This is a genomic window from Virgisporangium aurantiacum (assembly GCF_016863635.1).
GTDB lineage: Bacteria > Actinomycetota > Actinomycetes > Mycobacteriales > Micromonosporaceae > Virgisporangium > Virgisporangium aurantiacum.
Map to the genome: position 1 here is coordinate 30,575 of NZ_BOPG01000025.1, position 25,369 is coordinate 55,943.

Genomic DNA, 25,369 nt, shown 5'->3' on the forward strand with positions numbered 1-25,369 from the left:
GGCGGCCGGCCCGGGAGCGTGGGTGGCATGGAGGACACCATGAAGAAGTGGCCCGCGTACGCCTCGGCGGCGTGGCTCGTCGCGTTCGTCGGCTGGCACACCCCGTTCCTGTTCGGCTGGAACCCGTTCCACGGCGAGGGGATGGACACCGCCGCCTTCCACGCCTACAACGCGACGCTGATCGGCATGGCCGCGGTCGGTGCGGTGGTGGTGCTGGCGACGGTCCGCCCGTGGGGCCGGCGGGTACCGCGGTGGCTGCTGCTCACCCCGCTCGTCGTCGGCAGCGTGCTCCTGACGCTGCGGGGCGTGCCCGGGTTCGTCGAGTTCCTCGCGCAGGTGACGGGCATCGCACCGGCCGGGCTGCTGGGTCTGCTCGACCCGGACCTGGAACCGCCGACCGGTGCCGAACTCTGGGCCGGATACGCCATCAATGTGTACTTCTTCCTCGGCGCGGTCCTGCTGGTCCCGGCCACGTACGGGTTCTGGCGGGCACCCGCCCGTGGGAACGCGATGGTCGTTCCTGGCGATGATCAGTCACTATGAGATGCGTGGGATTTCACGAAGCGTTGCGTCCGTCGTGGCAGTGCGCGGGGTGCGGCGCGCCGTGGCCGTGTGCGACCCGCCGCCGCCAGCTCCGGGCCGAGTACAGCCGGGAACCGGAGCTGGCCGCGCTGATGGAGTGGTACCTCACCCAGGCCCGCGACGACCTGCCGGGCGCCTCGCCGGCCGGCCTCGACGCCCGGTTCGTCGGCTGGATCGGCACCGACGCCGCCACCGACGAGGTCGCCTGACCTAGTCGCCTGACCTAGTCGCCTGACCTAGTCGAGCAGCCAGAGGCGCAGGCCCGCGCCTAGGTCGCCGACGGCGAACGCGGTGACGACCGCCGCGGTCAGCGTCCCCGCCACCGGCAGCCACCGCGACGACCCGCGCCCGCCGATCGACAGCGCGAGCCCGACCGGGGCGAGGGCCGCACCCACCACCCAGCCGCCCACGGCGAGCCACAGCATCACCAGCGGCTGCAGCCACATCGTCGGCAGCCACGGGACCAGCAGATCCTTCGGGTCGACCGGGCGGTCGAACAGCTGGGCGACGGTGAGCCCGGACCGCACCCGGGCGTACCCGAGGTAGCCCAGCGCCCACGCGTACGGATAGGCGACCGCGAGTTGCACGACGAGGTAGCGGCGCCGGACGGCGGTGGTCACCCAGCCCAGCGGCGTCACCTGCCACCGGGGCCGGGTGACGGCCAGCCGGGCCGCCGCCACCGCCGCTCCGGCCGCCACGGCCGCCGGCCGGAGCCCGACCTCCCGTGCGCCCTCGACGTCGGCGAGCCACTGCTCGCGGTAGCGGGCCCGCACCTCGGGGCCGCCGACGAGGGCCGCGGCGGTGCGGACCACCAGCCGGGCCAGCCACCCGCTCATCCGGTCACCGGCCTCGGTGCGAGCCGCGCCGGCCGGGCGGAGGTCGCCCGGCGCACCGCCGCGCGGGCCGCGGCGGCACCGTCGGGCGTGAGCGCGTAGAGCCGGCGGCGCGGGCCCCGGCGCCCGGCGTCGTCGTCCCAGGACGAGGTGACCCAGCCGGCCTGCTCCAACCGGTCGAGCAGCGGGTACACGGTGCCGGACGGGCGACCCGTCGCCTTGATGAGTTCCAGACCCCAGCGGGGACGGTCGTCGGCGAGCAGTTCGACGAGGACGTCGACGGTGGCCCGACCGAGTCGGGCGAGAGGCTCCACCCGGCTTATTCTACATAGATAGGTTAGCGCCGGGGGAGGAGCACCACCTTCCCGGTCGTCTCCCGGGCCTTGATGGCGGTGTGCGCCTTCGCGGCCTCGGCCAACGGGAACGTGTGCACGAGCGGCACCAGCGTGGTGGCGGCCGCCAGGGCCTTCGTCTCCAGGTCGCGGATGCCGCCGGGCCGGTTGAAGATCCGCGCGCCGATCGCCGCGGTCGCGCTGATCCCCCGTCCGAACAGGTCCATCGTGCTCAGCGGGGTCGGCTCGCCGGACGACCAGCCGAAGAGCACCAGCCGGCCGCCGACCCCGAGCAGTTCCAGTGCGGCCCGGCCGATGGCGCCGCCGACGCCGTCCAGCGCCACCGTCGCCGGCCGCTCGCCGAGCGCGGCCTCGACCTCGTCCTTCCAGGCCGGGTTCAGGTAGTCGACGGCGAGGTCCGCGCCGAGGTCGCGCACCGTCGCCACCTTGGTCGGACCACCGGCGGCGCCGATGACGGTGGCGCCGGCCCGCTTGGCCGCCTGGACGGCGAGCGCGCCCATGCCGCCGGCGGCGGACGTGACCAGCACGGTGTCGCCCGGTCCGATCGCGGCGACCTCCAGGACGGCGAGCGTGGTGCGGCCGGTGCCGATCATGGCGACGGCCGCCTCGAACCCGACGCCGTCGGGCAGGTGGTGCAGGGCGTCGACGTCGGCGACCACGAGTTCGGCGTAGCCGCCGTTGCGGGCGCCGAGGTAGACGACCACCCGCCGGCCCAGCCAGGCCGGGTCGGTGCCGGGGCCCAGCGCGTCGACGGTGCCGGCGGCGTCACGGCCGAGGGTCGCCGGCAGGTCGGGCTGCTGGCCGGGCGGCGCGTCACCGGCCCGGATCGAGGCGTCGATGACGTGGACGCCGGCCGCGGCGACCGCGATGCGGACCTGCCCCGGCCCGGGCACCGGGTCGTCGACGGTTTCGTAGCGGAGGTTCTCGGCGGGACCGAATTCGTACAGACGGATCGCATGCATGCGACGGATCCTCCACCCTCAACCAAGGTTGAGGTCAACGCCCCCGTAAATAGGCGAGGACGGCGCGGACCCGGCGGTGGTCGTCGGCGTCCGGTGGCAGGTCGAGCTTTCCGAGCAGGCCGCTGATGTGCTTGGCGACGGCGGCCTCGGTGATGACCATCGCGCGGGCGATCGCCGCGTTCGACCGGCCCTCCGCCATCAGCGCCAGCACCTCCCGCTCGCGCGGGGTCAGCCGGTGCAGCGGGTCCTTGCGCCGGCCGAGCAGTTGCCGCACCACGTGCGGGTCGACGACGGTGTGGCCGGCGGCGACCCGCCGGACCGCGTCGACGAACTCCTCCACCTCACCGATCCGGTCCTTGAGCAGGTAGCCCACGCCCTCGTGCCCGGAGTCGAGCAGTTCGGCGGCGTACGTCTGCTCGACGTACTGGCTCAGCACCAGCACCGGCAGGTCGGGGCGGCGGGCCCGGATCGCCACCGCGGCCCGCAGGCCCTCGTCGGTGAACGTCGGCGGCAGCCGCACGTCGGTGATCAGGACGTCGGGCGTCAACCGGGTGACGGCGTCGGCCAGCCCGTCGGTGCTGCCGAGCGCCGCCACGACCTCGCACCCGAACCGCTGCAGGAGCCCGACGAGGCCCTCCCGCAGCAGCACGCTGTCCTCGGCGAGCACTACCCGCACGGCAGGTCTACCCGCACGGCAGGTCCGCCCGGATCAGCGTCGGCCCGCCGGCCGGGCTGAGGAGCGTCAGCGTGCCGTCGACGGCGGCGACCCGGTCGCCGAGGCCGGCGAGGCCGGTGCCGGCGTCGGGGTCGGCGCCGCCGCGTCCGTCGTCCATGATCTCCAGCACCAGGCGGTCGGCCTCGACGCCGCCGGTGATGCCGACCCGGCTCGCGCCGCTGTGCCGGGCGACGTTCGTGAGGGCCTCGGAGACGACGAAGTAGGCGGCCAGTTCCACCGGACGCGGCAGCCGCCCCGGCAGCGACACGTCGACGTCGACCGGCACCGGCGCGCGGCTCGCCAGGTCCTCGACGGCGGCGGGCAGTCCCCGGTCGGCGAGCACCTGCGGGTGGACGCCGTTGATCAGTTCCCGGATCTCGTCGAGGGCCTGCCGGGCCAGCTCGTGCGCCTCGGCGACCTGGACCGCGGCCGGCGACCCGGGCGGCAGGTCGAGGCGGGCCAGGCCGAGCTTCAGCGACAGCGTCACCAGCCGCTGCTGGGCGCCGTCGTGCAGGTCGCGTTCGATGCGCCGGCGTTCGACCTCGAACGCGTCGACCAGCCGGGCCCGCGACCGCACCGCCTCGCCGAGTTTCGCGTCGAGCGGCACCAGCACCGCGCGCGTCATCGCGGCCCGGGCGGCCGCCCACGCCGTCACCGGATAGGCGGCCACCGGGATCAGCAGGAACCCGAAGACCATCATCGGGACCATCGCCACCGGGTCGCTGATGTACGTCGGCGCCCCGATGAACACCGCCGGCACGTAGAACGCGATGACGATGACGGCCCCGTCGACCCACCACAGCGTCAGGCACGACACGACGGCGTAGCCGAACTCCCGCCACGTGATCGGCTCGCGCAGCCGGGCCCGCACCCACTGCCACCGCTCGCGCCAGGTGCCGGCCGGCACCGGCCGGTGCGGGTCGGCGGCCACCACGCCGGGCTCGACCAGCCGCAGCAGCCACCGCTCGAACCGGGCCACGTAGATCGAGGCCAGCATCATCAGCGGGAACGCCAGGAACCCGATCAGGACGATCGCCAGCGCCGCGCCGGCGACGGCCAGCACGGTGAACAGCGTCGCCGTCGCCGCGCCGAGCAGCACCCCGGCGACGAGGTAGGCCAGCGACCGCCACGGCCACGCCGAGCGCAGGAATCCCCACGGCCGCTGGGCGATCGCCTGCATCGCCGTGCCCCGTATCACCGCTGCTGTCACGTCACGGACGCTACCGGCGGCACCGGCCGCAGTCCCTAGCGCTGGCGCTAGTGTTCGTCCTCATACCAGCCTGAGTTGGCCGGCCAGGTTGGCGGTCGGGCCGAGGTCGCCGGCGCGGTGGTGACGCCGGCACAGCACCTGGTACCGGATCTCCGCCGGTTCGGCCGGGGTCAGCGGCGTCTCCACCGCGTCGTCGGTGTCGCCGACCACGAACTGGGCGCCCTCCCGGGACACCACGCCGTCCTCGACCCGGGCGTTGAGCAGGCCCGGCCGCCCGCACCAGCACAGCACCTCGACCTGCAGCCGCACCAGCTCGTCGCTGAGCTCGAACAGCCGCTTCGCGGCCGGGAACATGCGGGTGCGGAAGTCGGTCGCCAGCCCGAACGCGTAGACGTCGACGTCGGACCCGTCGACGAGCTCGGCGAGCTGCTCGACGTGCGCCTCGGTGTAGAAGTGCACCTCGTCGCAGATGACGTAGTCGACCCGGCCGCCGTCGGCCCACCGGTCGCGGACGAGCTCGCGCAGGTCGGTCTCGTCGGTGATCTCCTCCGCGGCCCGACCGAGGCCGATGCGGCTGCTGATCCACCCGGGCCCGGCCCGGTCGAGCCGGGTCACGACCAGCCCGACGCGGCCCTGCCGGGCGTGATTGTGGTCGATCTGCAGGGCCAGCGTGGACTTGCCGGCCCCCATCGGGCCGTGGAAGAACTTCAGCGCCGCGCCGCTGCGTAACCGTCCGTCGCCGGAGACCGCACAGGCCAGGGCGACATCGTCGTGTTCGGGTGCCACGCCGCGGGAGCGTACCGGCTGACCAAAACCGATGGCGGCTGGGCCGGGGGGTCTCATTACGATGGGTCGATGCCGACCCCCTGGATGATCGACGAACTCGCCCACGCCGGCCCGGAACATCTCGACGAGGCGTTCGTCGCCGGCTTCGACCGCAAGCAGGGTCACCCCGACGCCGGGCCCGACATCGCCGAGTTCGAGAAGCACGGGCTCGACGCGTCGTCCGTCGTCGTCGAGCTGGGCGCCGGTACCGGCCAGTTCACGCTTCCGGCGGCGCGGGCGTTCGGACGCGTCGTCGCGGCCGACGTGTCCCCGGCGATGCTCGCCCACCTGCGCGCGAAGGTGCCGGCCAGCGTGACGGTGGTGCGGGCCGGCTTCCTCTCCTACGCGCACGAGGGTCCGCCGGCCGACGGCGTCTACACCCGCCACGCCCTGCACCAGTTGCCCGACTTCTTCAAGGCCATCGCCCTGCACCGCATCGCCGGCATGCTGCGCCCCGGCGGGGTGCTGCGGGTGCGCGACCTGATCTACGACGCCGCACCGGCCGAGGCCGCCGAGGTGGTCGAGAGCTGGCTCGCCACCGCCGCCGCCGACCCGGCCGACGGCTACACGGTCGACGACCGGGCCGAGCACGTCCGCACCGAGTACGGCACGTACCGCTGGCTGTTCGAACCCATGCTGACGGCGGCCGGCTTCGACATCGTCGACGTGTCCTACCGGGAGCGGCTGTACGGCGCCTACACCTGCGTCAAGCGCTAGAGCCGGCCCTACAGGCGGCTCGGCGGGGTGTTGCCGGCCGCCTCGATCGCCCGGCGCATCGGGACGAAGAACAGCAGCACCATGCCGACCACGAAGAACACCAGCAGCGAGAAGATCGCGACGCGGTAGCTGCGCGTGACGTCGTACGCCAGCCCGAACAGCAGCGGCCCGAGCCAGCTCGTCCCCTTGTCGGAGATCTCGTACAGGCCGAAGTACTCGCCCTCGCGGCCCTTCGGGATGAGCTGGCTGAACAGCGACCGGCTCAGCGCCTGGCTGCCGCCGAGCACGAGGCCGATGCCGCCGCCGAGGGCGATGAACGGCACCGCCTGCTTCTCCGGGAGGAAGAACGCGCCCACCACGACCAGGATCCACAGGCCGAGGCTGATCAGCAGCGCCTTCCAGGCGCCGATCCGCTTGGCCAGGGCGCCGAGGCCCAGCGCGCCGAAGAACGCCAGGAACTGCACCATGAGGATCGTCGGGACGAGGACGTCGTCGTCGAGGTGCAGCTGCTTGTCGGCGTAGGTCGACGACATGGTGATCACGGTCTGGATGCCGTCGTTGTAGATGAGGTAGGCGGCGAGGAAGAACAGGGTCAGCGGGTAGGCCCGCAGCGACTTGACGGTCTCCCACAGCTGTTTGAAGCCGTCGGTGAGCAGGTTGCCGTCGGGCCTGGCGAGTTCGGCCGCCGGTGGCCGGTTCTTCAGCCCGATCAGCGGGATCGTGGTGAACCCGGCCCACCACAGGCCGGCCGACACCAGGCTCCACCGGGCCACCTCGCCGGTGGTCATGCCCAGGTTGTCCTTGAACAGCACCGCGGCGACGTTGATCGCCAGCAGGGTGCCGCCGCCGAGGTAGCCGAACGCCCAGCCGACGCTGGACACGTGGTCGCGTTCCTCGGCGTTGGAAATCTGCGGCAGGAACGAGTGGTAGACGACGATGCTGGCGCCGAACGCGATGTTGGCGACGAGGAACAGGGCGGCGCCGAGCAGGTACCGCTCGCCGGTGAGGAACAGGAACGCGACCGTGGCGGCCGAGCCGATGTAGGCGGCGCCGGCCATCAGCTCCTTCTTGTGGTACGACCGGTCGGCGACCGCACCCATGACCGGCAGCACGAACACGGTGAGGAACACCGCCAGTGACGCCGAGTAGGGGTACAGCGACCCGGGGGCGATGTCGAAGCCGAGGACGCCGATGGTGGCGTCCTTGGGGCAGGCGTCGTCGGGGCAGCCGGCCGCCCGCTCCGCGATCGAGGTGAGGTACGGGCCGAGGAACGTGGTGATGACGACGGTGTAGAAGGCCGAGTTGGCCCAGTCGTACCAGTACCAGGCGCGTTTCTCCTGTCTGGTGCTCGGTGACGCGGGCGGTTCGCCTTCGACAACAAGGGGGAGCGCCATCGGTGGCCTTTCGCAGGATTCAGGGGGTGGTGGGCCAGACGCCGCGGGCCGCGAACACGTCGCGGAGCACCTCGATGCGATCGGTCATGATGCCATCCACGCCAAGATCAAGTAATCGGCCCATCGTCCCGGGATCGTCGATGGTCCACACGTGCACCTGCAACCCGAGCCGGTGGGCGTGGGCGAGGAACCGCCGGTCGGCCACCCGGACCCGCCGGTACCGCAGCGGCACCTGGGCCGCCACCACCGACGGCGGAACGGCGAACCCCCGCCCGACGCGGGAGGCGAACCACAGCCGCACCACCTCGCGCATCCCCAGGGACGTGGCCACGGTCGGGAACGTCGTCCGCACCCGGACCAGCCGCCGGGTCGAGAACGACGCGAGCAGCACCCGGTCGGTGGCGCCGGACCGCCGGACCAGGTCGACCGTCGGGTCGACGGCCGGGTCGTCCTTGATGTCGACGTTGAACCGGACGTCCGGCCACCCGGCGAGGACCTCGTCCAGGCGCGGCACGACCGCGCTGCCGGCGACCCGCAGCGTGGCCAGGTCGGCCCAGCGCAGGTCCCGGATGCGGCCCGGACGGCCGAGGAGCCGGCCGGTGTCGTCGTCGTGGAAGACCACCACCACGCCGTCGGCGGTGGCGTGGACGTCGGTCTCCAGGTAGCGGTAGCCCATCGACACGGCACGCTCGAACGCCGCTGTCGTGTTCTCGTCACCGCGCTCCGCGCCGCCCCGGTGCGCGAACGCCAGCGGAGGGGCGGACAGGTAGCCTGGCAGGCGTTCTTGATCGGGTTGGTGCACGGCCGCAGTATCCCCAAAAAACGCCAACACGTGGTTACGACACGTTGGCCGACACCGGCGGGTGGCGGTCCACAGTAGGGTGGCGGGCATGCGCGTGCTGGGTATCGACTTCGGCACGTCGAACACGGTCGGGATGCTGCGGCTCACCGACGGGCGGTTGCGCCCCCTGCTGTTCGACGGCTCACCGCTGCTCCCCTCGGCGGTGTACCTGGGCACCGACGGGCGGATGCTCATCGGTCGCGACGCCGAGCGGCACGCCCGTCTCGACCCGAGCCGCTTCGAGCCGAACCCGAAGCGCAGCGTCGACGACGGCTACATCTTCCTCGGCGACCGGGAAATGCCGGTCGCCGAGGTGTTCGGCCTGGTCATCGGCCACGTCGCCACCGAGGCGCGGCGCCAGCTCGGCGCGGCCCCGGAAGAGGTGCGGATCACCCACCCGGCCCGCTGGGGCGACCGGCGCAAGGCCGCCCTCACCGAGGCGGCCGGCCGGGCCGGGCTGGTCAGCCCGCGACTGATCCCCGAGCCCGTCGGCGCCGCGTCGTACTTCACCGCCGTCCACGGCACCCAGGTGCCGGTCGGGCGGAGCCTGGCGATCTACGACCTCGGCGGCGGCACGTTCGACGCCACCGTGGTCCGGCGCACCCCCACCGGGTTCGACGTGCTCGCCGAGGAGGGCCTGCAGGACGTCGGCGGCCTCGACTTCGACCACGCCGTCGTCGAGCACCTCGGCAAGTCGTACACGGGCAGCCACGGCGAGCAGTGGACGAAGCTGGTCAACCCGAGCGACGCCAACGACCGGCGGCTGCGCCGCATGCTGTACGAAGACGTCCGCGGCGCCAAGGAGATGCTCTCCCGCACCACGAACGCCGACATCCACCTGCCGGCACTCGAGGTCGATGCGCACCTCACCCGGGCCGAGTTCGAGGAGCTGGTCAAGCCGTACCTCGACCGCACCGTGCAGTGCCTGCAGCGGGCGATCGCCGCGGCCCGGGTGCAGCCGCAGGAGCTCACCGGCATCTTCCTCGTCGGCGGGTCGTCCCGGATCCCGCTCGCCGCCCACATGATCCACACCGCGCTCGGGGTCGCACCGACCACGCTGGAGCAGCCGGAGACGGTGGTGGTCGAGGGGGCGCTGTGCATCGGCGCGGCCCGGCCGCAGGGTGCGCCGCCGGTGCGTCCCGGCCAGGGCGGCCCGCCCGGACCCCAGGGACCGCAGGGACCGCAGGGGCCGCAGGGGCCGCAGGGGCCGGGGCAGCCGCAGGGCCGTCCCCCGCAGCAGCAGATGCCGCCGGGCCGTCCGCCGGCGCACGTCGGCCCGCCCGCACAGGCCCGGCCGGGCCCCATGCCGCCGGGTCCGATGCCGCCGCAGCAGATGCCGCCCGGCCAGCGGCCCGGCGGCCCGATGCCCGGGTCGCCGATCGCCCCGCCGGGGGGCCCGATCCACCCGGTGTCGGCGTCACCGGTCTCGACCCCGCCGGTGTCGACCCCGCCGGCGATGAACCGGCCCATGAACCCCGCGATGAATCCGGGCGTCAACCCCGGCATGCGGCCGATGGGTCCGCCCGGGCAGGTGTCGTTGCAGCGGCCGCCCGGCTACGGGCCGATGCAGCAGCAGCGGCCGCCGATGGGTCCCCCGCCCGGGCAGATGCGCCCGCCGATGCAGCAGCAGCGGCCACCGATGCAGCCGGCACCGGTGCAGCAGCGTCCGCCGGTCCAGCAGCCGCCGCCGATGGCCCGCCCGCAGCCGATGCCGCAGCAACGGCCGCCGATGCAGCCGGCACCGGTGCAGCAGCGTCCGCCCGCGCAGGAGCAGCGGCCCTGGTACGCCGAGCCGACCGTGCTGGGCACCATCGGCGTGCTCATCGTGGTGGCGGTGCTGTTCATCGTCCTCATCTCCAGCCTGTCCGGGTGACCGCGCGCCCGGTGCTGACCCGCCGGGCGCTCAACCGGGCGCTGCTGGCCCGGCAGCATCTCCTGACCCGCTCCACCGCCGGGGTGCTGCCGGTGCTCACGCACCTGTTCGGGCTGCAGGCGCAGGCGCCGATGCCGCCGTACTACGCCCTGTGCGCCCGGCTGGCGACGTACGACCCGGAGGACGTGTCGCGGCTGATCGTCGACCGGGCGGTGGTGCGGGCCACGACGATGCGGGGCACCATCCACATGCTCACCGCCGCCGACTTCCGGCTGGTCCGGCCGATGCTGCAACCGGTCCTGGACCGTCTGCTGGTCGTCAACCGCGCCGTCGAGGGCCTGGACCTGGCGGCGGTGACCGCCGCCGGCGCCGCCCTGCTCGACCAGACGCCGATGACCGCGAAGGACCTCGGCGCCGCCCTCGCCGCCACCTGGCCCGGGTACGCGCCGGCGGCGCTGGCGGCGACGGTGTCGTGGCGGGAGCCGCTGGTCCAGGTGCCGCCGCGGGGCCTGTGGGGCCGCAGCGGCCCGCCGGCGTTCACCACCGCCCGCGGATGGCTGGGCCCGGCGGGCGGCGGCACCCCCGGCGGCACCCCCGGCGGCACCCCCGGCGGCACCCCCGGCGGCACTGCCGGCCCGGCCGGCCCGGCCGGCGGGGCCGGTGAGAGCGGCGATCCGGCCGAGGTGGTCCGCCGCTACCTGGCCGCGTACGGGCCGGCCAGTGTCCGGGACCTGCAGGCCTGGCTCGGGCGGACCCGCCTGGCCCCGATCGTGGCCGCGATCCGCGACGAGCTGGTCGTGTTCCGCGACGAGGCCGGCGTCGAACTGTTCGACCTGCCCGACGCGCCCCGCCCCGACGAGGGTGTGCCGGCACCGGTGCGGCTGCTGGCCGACTTCGACACGATCCTCATGGGCCACGCCGACCGCACCCGCATCATCACCGACGCCCAGCGCCGCCGCGTGTTCACGATCAACGGCCAGATCCGCAGCACGTTCACCGTCGACGGGTTCGTCCACGGCATCTGGCGGCTCGACGCGGGCACCGTGACGTTCCTGCCGTTCGCGCCGGTGCCGGCGAAGGCCGCGAAGGCGCTGACCGTCGAGGCGGAACGGCTCGTGACGGTGATGAAGGGAACCACCCCGGCGGTGGTCTTCGCCGAGCCCGATCCGGTGTGAAACGCCTGCTCCGGGTCGCCGCCGGGATCGCCGGCCGCGGCCCCGACGAGACCCGGCTGCGGCGTGCCGTCGGCGGGCGGATCGTGCTGGTCACCGGCGCGTCGGAGGGGATCGGCGCGGCCACCGCCCGCCGCCTCGCCGCCGCCGGCGCGACGGTGCTGCTGGTCGCCCGCACCGTCGAGCGCCTGGACGCGGTCCGCGCCGACATCGTCGCCGCCGGCGGTGCCGCCCACGTGCACCCGGCCGACCTGTCCGACCCCGACGCCGCCGCGGCCCTCGCCACCGCGGTGCTGCGCCGCTACCGCCGCGTCGACGTCGTGGTGTCCAACGCCGGCCGGTCGATCCGCCGGTCGGTGGCCGACACCGCCGACCGCTTCCACGACGTCACCCGCACCGCGGCGCTCAACTATCTCGGCCCGGTCCGGCTGCTGCTGGCCCTGCTGCCGGCGATGCGCGCGGTCGGCGGCGGTCACGTCGTCAACGTGTCCACGGCGGGGCTGGCGTCGCCGGCGCCGAACTGGTCGTCGTACCTGGCGTCGAAGGCGGCCTTCGACACGTGGCTGCGGTGCGTGGCACCGGAACTGCGCCGCGACGGCGTCACCGTCAGCACCGTCTACTGTGGACTGACCCGGACCCGGATGAGCGCGCCGACGCTGCACTACAGCCGGATGCCGGCGATGTCACCGGACGAGGCGGCCGCGGTCGTGTGCCGGGCCGTCGCCGACCGTCCGCGCGGCCTGTGGCCGTGGTGGGCCCGGGCCGGCGCGGTCGTCGACGCCGCCGTCCCCGGCCCGGTGGAGCGGCTCATGGCGGCGGGGCTGCGGGCCGCGGACGCGACGGAGCCGGTGCGCGTCCTCACCCCGACCGGTGTCCTGCGCCCGGACCGGGTCGTGCGGGCGATCGTCGCCGGCCGCCGGCACGGCTCGACGCTCCTGGCCGCGTTCAGCGCCGGTTCCGGCGCCGGCACCGCGCTGGTCGATGCCATCGGGCCGGTCACCCGCCGCGTCCTCACGAACCTCATCCGGGACGCCGTGAGCGGCGCGTTCCACCGCCTCGCCGTCCGGCCGGGTGACCGGGTGGCGGTGTGCTGTGCGGGTCACCGCGGCTTCGTGGCGGTGACCGCCGCCCTGACCCACCTCGGCGCCGACGCGGTCCTGATCCCGCCCGACCTCCCCGCCGACCGCTGGCCCGAGCTCATCGCCCGCGAACGCCTCACGGCCGTGGTCACCGACGCCCCCGCCCGTACGACGCTCGATGCGTGCGCTGCCGCCGGTGTCCCCGCGCTGTCGTGGACCGACGTGATCGAGCCCGGCGCCGGGCCGGTCGGGGTGCGGGCCGCGCCCGGCCGCCTGGTCGTCCTGTCGTCCGGTTCCACGGGGACGCCCACCGGGGTGACCCGCACCCTGCCGCTGCGCGGGCTGCTGGGTCCGGTGGTGACGCACCTGCGGCACGTCCCGCTGCGGACCGGTGAGCCGATCGTCGTCGCCGCTCCGCCGCACCACGGCTACGGCCTGACCTACCTCGCGGCCGGTCTGGCCCTGGGCTGCCCGGTGGTGCTCGCCGCCGGCCTGCCCGCCGACCGGGTCCTCGCCGCCGCGGCGCGGTACCGGGCGGTGGCCCTGTTCGCGCTGCCGGTGCAGCTCCGCCGGCTGGCCGCGGTCCCGGATCCACCGGCGTTGCCGGCGCTGCGGGCGGTCGTCAGCGGCGCCGCACCGTTGACGACCGACGTGTACACGGCGCTCCGCGACCGGTTCGGTGAGCGCGTCCACAACCTGTACGGGTCGACGGAGGCCGGGTGGGCGGCGATCGCGACCCCGGCCGACCTGCGCGCGGCGCCGGGCACCGTCGGCCGGGCGCCGCGCGGGGTGACGCTGCGGGTCGTCGACCGGCGCGGGGTGCCGTTGCCGCCCGGTGCGGTCGGCGAGGTGCAGGTGGCCGGGTGGCGCCCGCCGGACGGCTCGGCGGGGTCACGGTGGCAGCGCACCGGCGACCTCGGCCGGCTCGACCTCGCGGGCCGGTTGTTCCTGGCCGGCCGGGTCGACGACATGATCGTGTCCGGTGGCGAGAACGTGTACCCGGGGCCGGTGCTGGCGGCGCTGGCCGCGCACCCGGACGTCGCCGAGGCGGTCGTCACCGCCGTCGACGACGCCGAGTTCGGGCAGCGGTTCGCCGCCTGGGTCGAGCCGGTGCCCGGCCGCGCACCGACCCCTTCGGACCTGGTGGCGTGGCTGCGTCCCCGCCTGTCGCGGGCCGAACGCCCCCGCGACGTGCACGTGGTCGACCACCTGCCCCGCACGGCGACCGGCAAGCCGCGGTCTCAGTAGTTCACGGCCACGTCCAGGACCCAGGTGACGCCGAACCGGTCCCGCAGCATCCCGTACAGCGGCGACCAGCCGGCCGGGCCGAGGTCCTGCACGACGGTCGCGCCGTCGGAGAGCCCCGTCCAGAACGTGGTGATCTCGTCGGGGTCGGTGCCGCGGACCGACACGAACACGGGCTTGTCGCCCGGGTCGTAGGACAGGTCGCCGGGGACGTCGTAGGCCATGACCCGGAACCCGTTGTCGGCGGCGACCTGGCCCCACATGACCTGGTCGCCGTCGGGGTGGTTGACGACGGCGAGGTCGCCGCCGAAGACGGTCCGGTAGAACTCCAGCGCCGCGCGGGCGTCGCCGCGGAAGTTCAGGTGCGTTGTCGTGGAAATCGTCATGTCAGGAACGGTCGCAGCGGTAGCGGCCAGGGTGTGTCCGCTACCTGCGGCAGGATCGGGGCATGCCGAAGACCTCCGCGCGTCTGCTGGCGCTGCTGTCGCTGTTGCAGGCGCGCCGCGACTGGCCGGGTGCGCTGCTCGCCGACCGGTTGGGGGTCAGCCCGCGCACCGTGCGTCGCGACGTCGACCGGCTGCGGGAGCTCGGCTATCCGATCGCGGCGGTCAAGGGACCCGACGGCGGCTACCGGCTGGGGGCGGGCACGCAGTTGCCGCCGCTGCTGTTCGACGACGACCAGGCCGTCGCGCTCGCGGTCGCGCTGCAGACGGTCGCCTCGACCGGGGAGGGGGACGGTATCGGCGCGGCGGCGGCGCGGGCGTTGGCGACCGTGCGGCAGGTGCTGCCGGCCCGGTTGCGTCGCCGCGTCGAGACCCTGCGGGTCACCGCGGTCGCCCCGCCGGCGCCGGCGGTCGACCCGGCCGTCCTCGCGACGGTCGCGGCGGCCGCGCACGCCCACGAGGTGCTGCGCTTCGACTACGGCGGCTCGGCGGGCGGCTCCTCGGGCGGTTCGACGGGTCCGCCGCGGCGGGTCGAGCCGCACCACGTCGTCACGTGGGGCGGCCGCTGGTACCTGGTCGCCTGGGATCCGGACCGGGTCGACTGGCGCACGTTCCGGGTCGACCGGATCCGGCCGTGGACGCCGACCGGCCCGCGGTTCGTCCCGCGCGAGCTGCCCGGTGGTGACATCGCCGCGTTCGTGACCGGCCGGTTCCGCGGGGCGGACGGTCCGGGTGACTGGCCGTGCCGCGGCACGGTGCTACTGGACCGGCCCGCGGCGACGGTGGCGACGTTCGCCCGCGACGGGATCGTCGAGGAGAGCGGGCCGGGCCGCTGCCGGCTCGTGCTCGGCTCCTGGTCGTGGCCGGCCCTGGCCGCGGAGATCGGCCGGTTCGACGCGGACGTGGAGGTGGTCGGGCCGGTCGAGCTCCGGGACGCGTTCGCGCTCCTGGGCCGCCGGTTCACGGCAGCGGCAGCCGCCGCGGAGGCGGCCCAGCGGCCGCCGGGTCACTCGGCGGGTCACTCGGCGGGTCGGCGTGCAGCTCAGCCGGGTGACCACCAGCGGCCGAGGGAACTGGCGGCCGGGTCGTCGGAGCCGACCAGCGCCGACCACGGGTCGGCGCCGCCCTCGGCACCGGCGTAGTCGAGCAGGTCCTGTGCCGGGGGTGCGCCGTCGGGTGCGGCGGCCGGGTCGTCGCCGCCGGTGCCGGGTGCGGCGACGGCGGACGGGTCGCTCCACGGGTAGCCGTCGACGGGTTCCGGTGCGGCGAAGTCGAGCTGGGCCGGGAACTCCTCCGGTGACCAGTCGGCATCGGGGTCCACGTCCGGGTCGGCGCCGACGACCGACGCCGGGTCGGCGCTGTCGGCACCGGAGTCGGCGCCGGAGTCGTCGGTGACGTCCGGGCCGTTGTCGAACGCGTCCGGGCCGGCATGGGGACCCGTGTCGTCGGGCTCGTCGCCCGGGTCGCCGAGATCTACGGGGTCATGGCCGTCGCCGTCGGAACCGTCGGTGTCGAAGGAGCCCATCGGGTCGTCCTCCAGGAACCCGCCGCCCGGCTGGCCGCCGAGATGCCCGGGGTCGCCGGCGTCGTCGCCGCCGTACTCGCCGCCCTCACCGGGGAAGCCGCCGTCGTTGTCGCCGTAACCGCCCAGGCCCGACGCGAGCGGCTCGTCCGGGTCGCCGAGGTTGGCGGTCTCGCCGGCGTCCGCATGGGAGTCGCCGTGATAGTCGCCGTCCTCGCCGCCCCAGTCACCCCAGTCCTGGTCCATGCGTCACCCCTGATTCTCGGCTGGTGCCGCCGGCAGCAGCTGGCGGACCCGGACCAGTACCTCGTCGAGCTGTTTGATCCGGGCCCGGAGGCCTTCGCGCTCCTGGGCCAGGGTGGCCTTGCGCTTGGCGCGGCCGGCCTTGTCCTCGGCCATGGCCTTGTCGATGTTGGCGATGTGGTCGTCGAGCTGCTTGAGCCGCCGCTCGATGGCCTCGTCGAGGGCGAGCGTGAGGGCGTACTGCAGGTCGGTGAACCGGTGCATGATCTCGTCGGACAGCGCGGCGCGGGCGTCGTTGAGGACCTCGCGCAGCCACTGCCGGGTGGACTGCTTGTCGGCCATCGACTTCCGCTTGAAGATCATGTAGGCGCCGGCGCCGAGACCGATGGCGATACCGACGACCGGGATCGCCAGGCTGGCCGCGCCGAGACCGGCCGCGGCGGCACCGGCCCCGATGCCGGCCATCGCACCGCGGCCGGCCATCATCGCGATACCGGCGCTGGACATGGCCACCATCGCGCCGTCGCCGCTGCCGCCCTCACGCCGCGGCCTGGTCGTCAGCGCGTGGCGGAGCCGGGCGTTGAGCTGACGCAGCACGTACTGCAGCTCGTGCGGGTGGAACACCTGCGCCAGGACCCGCTCGCCGACCTTGCGGAACCGGAACTCCAGGTCGTGCGACAGCCGGACGCTCAACGCGTGCAGGGACCGGTCGACCTCCTGCGGGAGGTTCTTCATCTCGCTGCCGGACGCCTTGTCGATCTTGTTGAGGTAGTCCTCCTGCAGCTTCGTCACGTACTGGCGCAGCCGCGTGGTCGCCTCGACCCGGGCCCGCTGGGTCTCGGTGTTCAGCGCGAGCGACCACTGCCGTGACTCGGTGCGCTTTCGGGCGGCGACCTTGGCCCGTTCGTCCTTGGCCCGCTGCGCGTCGGCCGGGTCGGGGTCGGTGGCCTTCATCCGCTCGCCGATCTCCTGGTCGAGGCGGATCACCTCGGACCGCACCGACCGCAGCACGTTCGACAGCTGCAGCGAGTGGCCCTTCTTGGCCAGGTCGATCAGCGCGTGCTGCATCTCGGCGATCCGCGACTCGCGGATCAGTTCGGCCTGCGGCTCCGGCGGCATCGACATGGCCATCTCGGCCAGCCGCGCCGACACCGGGAACCACGGGGCGCTGCCGAACCGCGGCGCGTGCGCCTGCAACTGGCCCTTGTTGTCGGCCAGGATGGTGCGCCAGCCCGGGTAGGCGTCGCACTTGGTCAGGCCGAAGATGACGAAGTTGACCCGCTTGCTGGCCTCGATGAGGAAGTCGAGTTCCGGCTTCGAGAACGGCGACGACGCGTCGACGATGAACAGCAGCGCGGTGGCCCGCTCGACGGCGTCGAGGGCGACCTCGGCGTGCAGCGGGTCGAGGCCGCCGACGCCGGGGGTGTCGATGACGGTCAGGTACTGCAGCAGCGGCGCGTTGTGGTGCACCTCGATCCGCCGCGGCGGCCGCATCCCGTCGGGCATCCGGCCCAGGACGGTGCCCCAGTTGCGCAGGTCGCCGTGGGCGATCGGCACCGGGTCCTCGCGGCCGGGGATGTAGGCGCGGGCGCTGGGCGTCTGCGCGTACCGGAACTCGATGAACGACGAGGTGGCCACGGCCGCGTCGACCGGGGACAGGCCGGGCACGCCCATCAGCATGTTCGTCAGGGAGCTCTTGCCGCGCTTGGTCTCGCCGACGACGACGATCGACGGCCGGGTGACGTCGCGCCGCTTGACCTGGTCGAGGTCGGCGGCCGCGTCCGGGTCGATCTTGCGGAGGTAGGCAAGCCCCCCGTCGACCGCCTGCTTGAGCAGCTTCTGGATCGCCTGTTCCGGGTTCGGACGCGACCCCCCGGCTGCTGCGGGCGGTTGCTCGGTCATGGTCACCGGTCCTCCTCGGTACGGCGGCGCGGCTGCTGCTGCGTGGTGCCGGGACCGGGTGTGGTCCGGCGGGACACCGTCGGGTGGGCACCGGACGGCGGGTTGACCGTCGGGTAGGCACCCGACGGCGGATTGACGGTCGGGTACGCCCCCGACGGCTGGTTGACGGCGCTCGCCGCCGGGGTCTGGGCGGCCGGACCGGCGCCGCCCTGGTAGACGGTGACGACGGGGGCGCGCAGGACCCGGCCGCTGCGGTCGACGTAGCCGGGCACCTCGACGGCGGCGATGGTGCCGGTCTGCGTCGGGTCCTTGGTCGGGGTGGCGCCGCCGGCCTCGTGCCGGGCCGGGTCGAACCGTTCACCGACGGGTTCGACCACGTTCACGCCGGCGTCGCGCAGCGCCGCGGCGAGGCGGTCGGCCAGTGCCCGGCTGGTCACCCGGTCCCGCACGTAGATGCAGGCCCGGACGAGGGCCGCGCGGTCGGCGTCCAACCGGGGGTCGGCACCCCGCGCGGGCGTGCCGGCCGCCGGCGGACCCGACACCGGAACCACCGGCCGGCGCGACTGCGCGGCCAGGAGGAACGCGAGCAGGGTGACCGACGCGAGCCCGGCCCCGGCGACCCCGGCCAGCGCGGCCGGGATGGAGAAGGTCTCGCCCTCGCACGCGGCTGTGGTGGCGGCCTGCGGCTGGGCCTGCTGGGTCGGCGTGGTCTGGGTGCCGACGGTCTCCTGCGGCCGGGCGTCGGGCGGCTCGGCACCGGTCGTGCGCTCCCGGGCGCCGACGGTGCCGCCGAGGCTGCCGTTGCCCTGGTTGCCCTGATTGCCGCCCTGATTTCCGCCCTGATTTCCGCCCTGGTTGTCGTTGATGCCGCCGCCGTTGTTGCCGGTGGGCGTGGCCGTCGTCGCCGCCGGGGCGGGGGTCGTCTGCTGCTGGACGGGCGCCGCCGGTGCGGGGCATTCCGGCGCGGCGCCGAGAAGGCCCACGGCGATGCCGGTCAGCAGCACGATGACCGCCGCTGCGGCGCCCGCGAGGACCCGCAGGCTGTTCGGGGACATGTCGACGCTTCTCCGTTTTGCTAGGTGAGTCGAGCTCAGTTGAATCGAGCTTGGCCGCGGACGCGCTGGGACAACAGATAGAAGCCACGATGAGCCACGAGCGCAACCCGGGACTGGGCCGGGCTCGCACCGGCGACGGCGTAGGCCCGCCACCGGGTCGCCGCCTCCAGCGCCGCCTTGACCAGATGGTCGGTTGGCGCGCCGGGCAGGCTGAGGATCCACTGCGGGTCGGTCGACAGCGCCAGCTTCGTCAGCTCGCCCTGCATGTCCTCGGGCAGGTCGACGGCGCCGGTGGTGACCAGTTGCGCCACTTCCAGCAGCCGCAGCCGGTGGTAGTCGGGCTGCTGCAGGACCCGTTCGATGGCGTCCCGGAGCAGTTCCCGGTCCTGTGGCCGCTCGGCGTGGCTGGCGATCTTCTCCAGGCTGGACAGGCCCCAGCCGGCCTTGATCGCGTCGCTGCGCCACCGGAAGGCCTGGTCGAGGGTCTGCCGTAGCCGCATGAACCCCGACGCCTGCAGCAGCAACCGGACGAGTTCGCCGGTGGCCAGCTGCGGACGCTGGACGAGCATGTGGATGGCGAAGCTGATCCCGTACAGGTCGAGCAGGCGCAGCAGCCGTTCCCGGGCTTCCCGGGAGACGGCCGACTCGCGGTTGCAGAACAGGTCGACGGAGGCGAGCAGCACCTGCCGTTCGCTGTTGTTCAGCGCGGCGAGCTGACGCAGCGCCTCGCAGTCGGCGGCGGTGAGCCGGCCGGCCTCGGTGGTCTCGGCGAGCAGACCGACGATCGGCACCACGTCGGAGACGACCCGGCGCAGCACCTTCGCCTGGTCGGAGGCGAGGGGTTCGGCGACCGGCCACGGGTCGGCGCCGCTGCCGGCGAGCTTGTCGACCTTGTTGAACAGGCCCAGGGAGTTGATCGGGTTGGACGACAGGCGGGCCGACATCGACCGGAACGCTTCGAGGGCCTGCACGTCGTCCTCGCGGACCGACTGGGTGAAGACGTAGATGATCGCCTCCGACCCGGACAGGGCCCGCGCGGAGTCCTCGTCGAGGTCGTCGTCGATCGGCGCCTCGTTGAACAGGAACCGCTGCGCCTGCGCCGACACGGCCTGGTTCGCGGACGCGAGGCCGGGGGTGTCGATGACGGTGAGGTCGCGCAGGTGGTCGCTGGTGAGGGTGACGTCGACGTAGGCGATGTCGTTGCGCGGCACGCCGAGCCGTTGGGGGATCATGCCGGCCTCGTCGAGGGGGAGGCTGGCCCGGGTGCCGTTCTTGCGGACGACGTCGACGCGGTCGGAGGTGCCGTAGCGGAACTGGGTGACGATGCGGGTGCACTCACCGACCTCGGTGGGTGCGACCCGGCGGCCGATCAGCGCGTTGACGAGGGTGGACTTTCCGGCCTTCAACCGGCCGGCGATGGCGACCCGCAGCGGCTCGCCGAGCCGCCGACGCACGTCGAAGACCTGCGCCTGGGTGCCGCCACCGAGGCGGTGGCCGACCTCCTGGCAGAGGTCGGCCACCCGTGAGCTCAATGGTCCTGGTGCCATGGGATCAGATAGTGCCGTTCCTGGGGACGGGGTGCACGGAAGGGGCACGGCCGGGTGGGCCGGTCGGGTTTTCTTGATTCACATGTCCGACACCGCATTGGGTTCCGGGGGTCGGTTCGGTGACAATATCTGCGTAGTCAGCCGAACTTATGCTGTCGTAACGTTCCGTGCCCACGTCGTATACACCCATATAGTCCCCCACCACCCACGGATTGCCATGTCAGGCTCGGTCGGCAACCAGACTACGAATATCCTGCCGCGGCAGGATCCCATGTTTGTGCCACCTCGTGGGGAGGACGACGTGCCCGAAGCACCAGACGGCTCGGCTGTTGGCGGGGCGCCCGCGCGCCCGGCACCGGCCGTGGGCCGGGCCAGGGTACCCACCGCGGTCCCTGTTCCCCCCTTGCCGGAGGGCGCGTCGGGCGGGCCATCGGCTGACGCGGATGGGCCGGTCGGAGGACCCGGTTCCACCGGTTCGGGTGCAAATGGGTCGGTCGATCCGGCCGTTCTCGACACCGATCCCGCTGCGGCTCTCGTCGCCACGGCCGCGGCGGCGTTGCGGGAACCCGGCCTCGTCGTCATCACCGGCGCCCCCGGCAGCGGCCGGTCGACGCTGCTGCGCCGGCTGCAGGAGAGCTTCCGCGGCACCGTCTACGCCGGTGGTGGCCTGGCCATGCTGCGCGGCGTCGCCGCCCTGCCGCTGGCCCGCGCCCTGCGGGTGCGGCTGCCCGTCCACGACCCGGCGCTGCTCTCCGAGGCCGTCCGGTCCCGGGTCCGGCACGGCCTGCTGCTCATCGACGACCTGCAGTGGGCCGACCCGCTCACCGTCGCCGCCCTGCCGGCGATCGCCGCGCACTGCCGCGTCGCCGTGACCTTGCGCACACCGCACCGCCTGCCCGGTGACGCCGAGCAGACCCTGCGCGCCGCCGCGACCGTGTGGCTGGCCGCCCCGCCGCTGACGGCACCGATCGCCGAGGCGATGATCCGCCAGATCGCACCGGCGGCGTCCCCGGCCGCGGTCGCCGACATCGTCCGCCGCGCCGGCGGCGTCCCCCTCGCCGTCACCGCGCTGGCCCGGCGGGCCGCGACCCGCCGCGACGCACCCGCCCCCGACAGCGACGCCGAAGGCAGCGGCCTCGCCTACGCCGTCGCCACCGCGCTGGCCGACCTGGGCCGCCCCGCCCGTACGGCGATGGCCGCCCTCGGCCTCCTCGGCCGCCCGGCACCGGCCGCGATGCTCGGCGAGGGCGCCGCGGAGCTGGCCGCCGCCGGTCTGATCGAGATCACCAGCCCCGCCGCCGGTCCCGTCGCCGGCGCGTCGGCGACGACCTCTTTGGCGATTCCGATCGCGACCCCCGTGTCGCCGTTCGTCGCCGAGATCGCCGCCGGCCTCCTCGACCCGGCCGAACGCGCCGCCCTGCACCGCCGTCTCGCCGGGGTGGTGCCGCCCCGGGAGGCGGCCCGCCACCTCGCCGCCGCCGGTGCCGCGCAGGAGGCGTACACCGTCGCCGTGGAGGCGGCCGCCGGCACCCCGTCGTCCGGCGACCGGGCCGAACTGCTGCTCCTCGCCTGCGACCTGCCCGGCGTCACCGCGTCGGCCGAGGTGCGCCTCGCCGCCGCCAAGGCCGCGCTCGTCGCCGGCCGGCCGCAGGCGTGCCTGCGCGTCCTCGGCGACGAGAAGAACCCGCGGCCGGTCGACGCCGCGTCCGATCCGGCCGCCGCCGTCCTGCGCGGCGAGGCCCTCCTGCAGACCGGTGCGGCCCCCGCCGCCCGGGTCGCGGTCGAACACGTCCCCGACGACGCGGCCCCCGACATCGTCGGCGGCCGTGACCGGCTGCGGCTGCTCGGCGTCCTCGGCACCGACCCGGCCGCCGCCGGCGTCGAGGAGGCCCAGATCCGGGCCCGGCACGGCGACGAACCCGCCCACCTCGGCCTGCGCGCGGCCCTCGCCGCCGTCCGGGCCGCGAACCGGGCACCCGGCTGGGAGTACGGCCTGGCCACCGCCGCCGCCGCGGCCGGCACCGGCGGCGACCCGCTCGCCGCCCGGTGGAGCGCCTGGCTGCTCGTCGAGACCCTCACCGCCGACGGCCGCCTCGCCGACGCCGCGTCGGCCGCCGCCACCGCCGGTGCCGCCTGCGCCGCCGACCTCGCGTACAGCTGGCAGACCCGGTTCCTCGCCGCCCAGCTGTGGTGCACGGCGCTGCGCGGCGCCGACCTCGACCAGGTCACCAGCCGGGCCGGCGACCTCACCGACCGCACCCTGCCGGCGATCGCCCGCGGCTACGCGGCCGCCGCCGTCAGCCTCACCGAGGCCGACGGCGGTCTCCTCGCGTCCGCCCGCGGCCGGCTCACCGAGGCCGGCCACGGACCGGCGGCACCGGTCGTCGACTGGGTCGCCCGCGAGGCCGCCTGGCTCGACGGCCAGCCCGAGGTCGCGCTGTCCGCCGGTTCCGCGACCTCGGCCGGGCCGTTGCTCGACGGGTTGCGGCAGATCACCGCCAACTGGGCCGCCCACGACACCGGCGGCTCGCCGGCCGCGGCTGGGCCACCCGGGTTGCCGGTGGTGGCGGCGACCGTCTCCGCCTGGGCCACCCGGTCCGCCGAGGGCTTCACCGCCGCCGCCGGGCAGTGGCACGACGTCGCCCGCCGCGAGGAGGTCCGCTCCCTGCTCGCCGCCGGCTTGTTCGACGACCAGCCCGACCGGGCCGTCCCCGCGCTGCTGCAGGCGGAGAAGCTCGCCGAGGAGGCCGGCCTGGTCGTGCTCCTCGGCCGCGCCCGCCGCGCGCTGCGCCGCCACGCCGTCCGCCGCGACACCCGCGGCCGCCGCGCCGGCGACGAACTCACCGACCGCGAGCGTGACGTGCTGCGGCTCGTCGCCAAGGGCGAACCGACCCGCCGCATCGCCGGACAGTTGGGCATCTCCCGCGAAACCGTGGAGACCCACATCCGGGCCGGAATGCGTAAGCTGGGCGCCCGCACCCGCACCGAGGCGGCCGCACTGGCGATGGAGGCGTTATCGCTTGAAGGCGACACATGACGGCTAGTTTCGCCGCGCCCCGGTACATCGTCGACGGGGGTACGGAGGCCACCTCGGTGCTGCGCAGGCTCGCCCGGGCCGGCTGGACCACCCGCGAGGGCTTCGCCCTGCCGGAGAACACGTGGGACGTGTCCGGCACCCGGCTGGTCCTGTTCGGCCGCGTCGCCGACGCCGACACCGCCGAACTCGCGGTCCTCGCCGCCGCCCGCGGCGCCGGCGTGGTCGCGATCGCCGACGCCGGGTCCGACGTCGGCCGCGCCCTGTACGCCGACCTGGCCCGCGTCGGCCCGGTCAGCGTCGACCCCGACGCCCCGGTGGCCGGAGAGTCCGACGAACCCGCGTCGTCCGGCCCCCAGCTGGCCCCGGAACAGCGGGCCCTGCTCGAACGCCTGGCCGGCGGCGAGACGATCGCGGCCGCGGCCGCGGCCGAGTTCCTGTCCCTGCGCACCGCGAACCGGCGCATCGCCGAGGCCCGCGAGGTCCTCGGCGTGCGGACGACGCGGGAGGCGGTACTCGCCTACCTCCGGATCCGCCGCGAGACCCGCGAGGGCTGACGGTCCTGAGACCCGAGGGCCTCGTCCTGCTGTCCGTCACCGCGGTGACGGGAAAGCTCGCGATCGTCGTCGGCTGCGACGACGATGACGAGTCGACGACGGTGTTCGCGACCTCGCCGGCCGGGTGGGCCGACCTCCCGCCGACCCGCTGGCCGACGGTCGCGTGCCTGGTGACCGACGACTCCCTCGTCAACGTCGGCGTGAACGGCCAGCTGCAGCGGGTGCCGTGGGCCGGCGGCGAGATCGTCGTGACGGAACTTCCGGGCACTCCGGCGCTGCCCCTGCGGGTGCAGGGTGCCCGCCGGGTCGGCGGACGGTTCTACGTCTGCGGCCTGTTCCGGCAGGTCTTCGCCTCGCCGGACGCGGTTGTCTGGACCGCGATGAACGACGGCCTGGCCGCCGGACCCGACGAGGAGCTGACCGGCCTGTCGAACGTTGCCGGGCACGGGGCCACTCTCGTGGCGGTCGGCGTTCACGGCACCGTTTTCCGCACCGACGGCGGGCCGTGGCGACGGGTGCCGGCCGGGGTCCGGGCCTGGCTGAAGGATGTCGCCCGGCACGTCGGCGCCTACTGGATCTGCGGCAAGGGCGGCGTCCTGCTCGTCGGCGACGCCGCCGACGACGCCGGGTCCGCCGGTTTCAGCCGCGTCGCCACCGGAACGATGGCCGACCTGCGGTCGCTGCGGACCTTCCGCGAGGACCTGTACGTTCTCGGCGACCGGGTGCTGTTGCGGGTCGAGGGCACGTCGGTCGTGCCCGTACCCACGCCGGGACCGCCGGTCGCGATCGACGTGTGCGACGAGGCGATGTGGATGGTGGCGGACGCGTCCACCGACAGCGGTCCCGAACAGCGCCGGCTGTTCGTCTCCGCGGACGGCCGCACGTTCACCCGGCACGAATGAGCCGCGTCGGTGGCGGCGTCGGTGGCGGCCTCAGCAGCGGCCTCGGTGGCGGCCTCAGCGGCGGTCGAACCGGCGCACGGCACCGAGGACGACGAGCACGACACCGGCGACGACCAGCACGCGGCCGAGCAGGCCGGTGACCATCGCGACCGGTTCGGCCGCCGGGACGAATGCGACGAGCAGCCCCCCGCCGACGATCAGCGCGACGGACAGGACGACGGTGAGGGTGCCGGCGACTGCGAGCTTGACCGGCGAGATGCGGGACGTTGCGGCGGGCTGGTATGAAGTCATGCCCAGTAGTGTGGCGATGATCACTTCGGGTCTGCTCGCCAGTTCGTGCCACTCAGCCGGTGCTCACCGCTG

General features: G+C 74.5%; 24 protein-coding genes. 10 read left to right on the forward strand and 14 right to left on the reverse strand.

Annotated features, from left to right (window positions below; genetic code table 11):
- Positions 1–39: 39 nt before the first annotated feature.
- Positions 40–543, forward strand: a complete 504-nt coding sequence (locus tag Vau01_RS20495; protein WP_203995298.1) for a DUF3995 domain-containing protein — start codon at positions 40–42, stop codon at positions 541–543.
- A gap of 5 nt (positions 544–548) precedes the next feature.
- A complete protein-coding gene (locus Vau01_RS20500; protein WP_239151726.1) occupies positions 549–791 on the forward strand; it encodes a hypothetical protein in 243 nt (80 codons plus the stop codon).
- Between the two features lie 27 nt (positions 792–818).
- On the opposite strand, the gene Vau01_RS20505 is transcribed toward Vau01_RS20500, so the two are convergent.
- The 6 genes from Vau01_RS20505 to Vau01_RS20530 are packed head-to-tail and all read right to left on the reverse strand — an operon-like array spanning position 819 to position 5,441.
- The gene (locus tag Vau01_RS20505) at positions 819–1,418 is read right to left on the reverse strand and encodes a hypothetical protein (protein ID WP_203995300.1); all 600 of its coding nucleotides are present in this window, start codon (positions 1,416–1,418) and stop codon (positions 819–821) included.
- A complete protein-coding gene (locus Vau01_RS20510; RefSeq protein ID WP_203995301.1) occupies positions 1,415–1,729 on the reverse strand; it encodes a PadR family transcriptional regulator in 315 nt (104 codons plus the stop codon). The genes Vau01_RS20505 and Vau01_RS20510 overlap by 4 nt, the downstream gene beginning before the upstream one ends.
- 23 nt (positions 1,730–1,752) lie before the next feature.
- Positions 1,753–2,730: a zinc-binding dehydrogenase gene (locus Vau01_RS20515; RefSeq protein ID WP_203995303.1), complete on the reverse strand. Its 978-nt coding sequence runs from the start codon at positions 2,728–2,730 to the stop codon at positions 1,753–1,755.
- 34 nt (positions 2,731–2,764) lie between these two features.
- Entirely contained in the window at positions 2,765–3,406 is a 642-nt protein-coding gene (locus Vau01_RS20520) for a response regulator (RefSeq protein ID WP_203995305.1), read from the reverse strand.
- A 7-nt stretch (positions 3,407–3,413) separates the two neighbouring features.
- Complete coding sequence (locus Vau01_RS20525) at positions 3,414–4,655, reverse strand: sensor histidine kinase (protein ID WP_308440473.1); 1,242 nt, start codon at positions 4,653–4,655, stop codon at positions 3,414–3,416.
- 60 nt (positions 4,656–4,715) lie between these two features.
- Positions 4,716–5,441, reverse strand: a complete 726-nt coding sequence (locus Vau01_RS20530) for a thymidine kinase (RefSeq protein ID WP_373320280.1) — start codon at positions 5,439–5,441, stop codon at positions 4,716–4,718.
- 69 nt (positions 5,442–5,510) lie between these two features.
- Between Vau01_RS20530 and Vau01_RS20535 the strand changes: the two genes are divergently transcribed.
- The gene (locus Vau01_RS20535) at positions 5,511–6,197 is read left to right on the forward strand and encodes a class I SAM-dependent methyltransferase (RefSeq protein WP_203995307.1); all 687 of its coding nucleotides are present in this window, start codon (positions 5,511–5,513) and stop codon (positions 6,195–6,197) included.
- An 8-nt stretch (positions 6,198–6,205) separates the two neighbouring features.
- Here Vau01_RS20535 and Vau01_RS20540 read toward each other — a convergent pair whose 3' ends face one another.
- On the reverse strand, positions 6,206–7,591 hold the full coding sequence (locus Vau01_RS20540; RefSeq protein WP_203995308.1) for an MFS transporter: 1,386 nt from the start codon (positions 7,589–7,591) through the stop codon (positions 6,206–6,208).
- A gap of 19 nt (positions 7,592–7,610) precedes the next feature.
- Positions 7,611–8,393: a glycerophosphodiester phosphodiesterase family protein gene (locus tag Vau01_RS20545; protein ID WP_239151727.1), complete on the reverse strand. Its 783-nt coding sequence runs from the start codon at positions 8,391–8,393 to the stop codon at positions 7,611–7,613.
- Between the two features lie 88 nt (positions 8,394–8,481).
- Here Vau01_RS20545 and Vau01_RS20550 point away from each other — a divergent pair, with 88 nt between their 5' ends.
- From Vau01_RS20550 to Vau01_RS20560, 3 genes are read left to right on the forward strand one after another with little or no spacing between them, the layout of a single operon-like run.
- On the forward strand, positions 8,482–10,305 hold the full coding sequence (locus tag Vau01_RS20550; RefSeq protein ID WP_203995309.1) for an Hsp70 family protein: 1,824 nt from the start codon (positions 8,482–8,484) through the stop codon (positions 10,303–10,305).
- Positions 10,302–11,480, forward strand: a complete 1,179-nt coding sequence (locus Vau01_RS20555; RefSeq protein WP_203995310.1) for a winged helix DNA-binding domain-containing protein — start codon at positions 10,302–10,304, stop codon at positions 11,478–11,480. Before Vau01_RS20550 ends, Vau01_RS20555 begins: the two co-directional genes overlap by 4 nt.
- Entirely contained in the window at positions 11,477–13,804 is a 2,328-nt protein-coding gene (locus Vau01_RS20560; RefSeq protein ID WP_203995321.1) for an SDR family NAD(P)-dependent oxidoreductase, read from the forward strand. Before Vau01_RS20555 ends, Vau01_RS20560 begins: the two co-directional genes overlap by 4 nt.
- Here Vau01_RS20560 and Vau01_RS20565 read toward each other — a convergent pair.
- A complete protein-coding gene (locus tag Vau01_RS20565; RefSeq protein WP_203995322.1) occupies positions 13,798–14,187 on the reverse strand; it encodes a VOC family protein in 390 nt (129 codons plus the stop codon). The genes Vau01_RS20560 and Vau01_RS20565 overlap by 7 nt on opposite strands.
- A gap of 62 nt (positions 14,188–14,249) precedes the next feature.
- Here Vau01_RS20565 and Vau01_RS20570 point away from each other — a divergent pair, with 62 nt between their 5' ends.
- The gene (locus tag Vau01_RS20570; protein WP_203995323.1) at positions 14,250–15,386 is read left to right on the forward strand and encodes a helix-turn-helix transcriptional regulator; all 1,137 of its coding nucleotides are present in this window, start codon (positions 14,250–14,252) and stop codon (positions 15,384–15,386) included.
- Here Vau01_RS20570 and Vau01_RS20575 read toward each other — a convergent pair.
- The 4 genes from Vau01_RS20575 to Vau01_RS20590 are packed head-to-tail and all read right to left on the reverse strand — an operon-like array spanning position 15,287 to position 20,513.
- On the reverse strand, positions 15,287–16,012 hold the full coding sequence (locus Vau01_RS20575) for a hypothetical protein (protein ID WP_203995324.1): 726 nt from the start codon (positions 16,010–16,012) through the stop codon (positions 15,287–15,289). The genes Vau01_RS20570 and Vau01_RS20575 overlap by 100 nt on opposite strands.
- A gap of 3 nt (positions 16,013–16,015) precedes the next feature.
- Complete coding sequence (locus tag Vau01_RS20580) at positions 16,016–17,911, reverse strand: dynamin family protein (protein WP_203995534.1); 1,896 nt, start codon at positions 17,909–17,911, stop codon at positions 16,016–16,018.
- A 2-nt stretch (positions 17,912–17,913) separates the two neighbouring features.
- Complete coding sequence (locus tag Vau01_RS20585; RefSeq protein WP_203995330.1) at positions 17,914–18,966, reverse strand: nucleotide exchange factor GrpE; 1,053 nt, start codon at positions 18,964–18,966, stop codon at positions 17,914–17,916.
- Positions 18,967–19,001: 35 nt separating this feature from the next.
- The gene (locus tag Vau01_RS20590; RefSeq protein WP_203995338.1) at positions 19,002–20,513 is read right to left on the reverse strand and encodes a dynamin family protein; all 1,512 of its coding nucleotides are present in this window, start codon (positions 20,511–20,513) and stop codon (positions 19,002–19,004) included.
- A gap of 556 nt (positions 20,514–21,069) precedes the next feature.
- Between Vau01_RS20590 and Vau01_RS20595 the strand changes: the two genes are divergently transcribed.
- From Vau01_RS20595 to Vau01_RS20605, 3 genes are read left to right on the forward strand one after another with little or no spacing between them, the layout of a single operon-like run.
- On the forward strand, positions 21,070–23,550 hold the full coding sequence (locus Vau01_RS20595; RefSeq protein WP_239151728.1) for a helix-turn-helix transcriptional regulator: 2,481 nt from the start codon (positions 21,070–21,072) through the stop codon (positions 23,548–23,550).
- On the forward strand, positions 23,547–24,104 hold the full coding sequence (locus Vau01_RS20600) for a LuxR family transcriptional regulator (protein ID WP_203995342.1): 558 nt from the start codon (positions 23,547–23,549) through the stop codon (positions 24,102–24,104). Before Vau01_RS20595 ends, Vau01_RS20600 begins: the two co-directional genes overlap by 4 nt.
- A gap of 44 nt (positions 24,105–24,148) precedes the next feature.
- Entirely contained in the window at positions 24,149–25,006 is an 858-nt protein-coding gene (locus Vau01_RS20605; protein WP_203995344.1) for a hypothetical protein, read from the forward strand.
- Positions 25,007–25,060: 54 nt separating this feature from the next.
- On the opposite strand, the gene Vau01_RS20610 is transcribed toward Vau01_RS20605, so the two are convergent.
- On the reverse strand, positions 25,061–25,297 hold the full coding sequence (locus Vau01_RS20610) for a hypothetical protein (RefSeq protein WP_203995346.1): 237 nt from the start codon (positions 25,295–25,297) through the stop codon (positions 25,061–25,063).
- Positions 25,298–25,369: the final 72 nt, after the last annotated feature.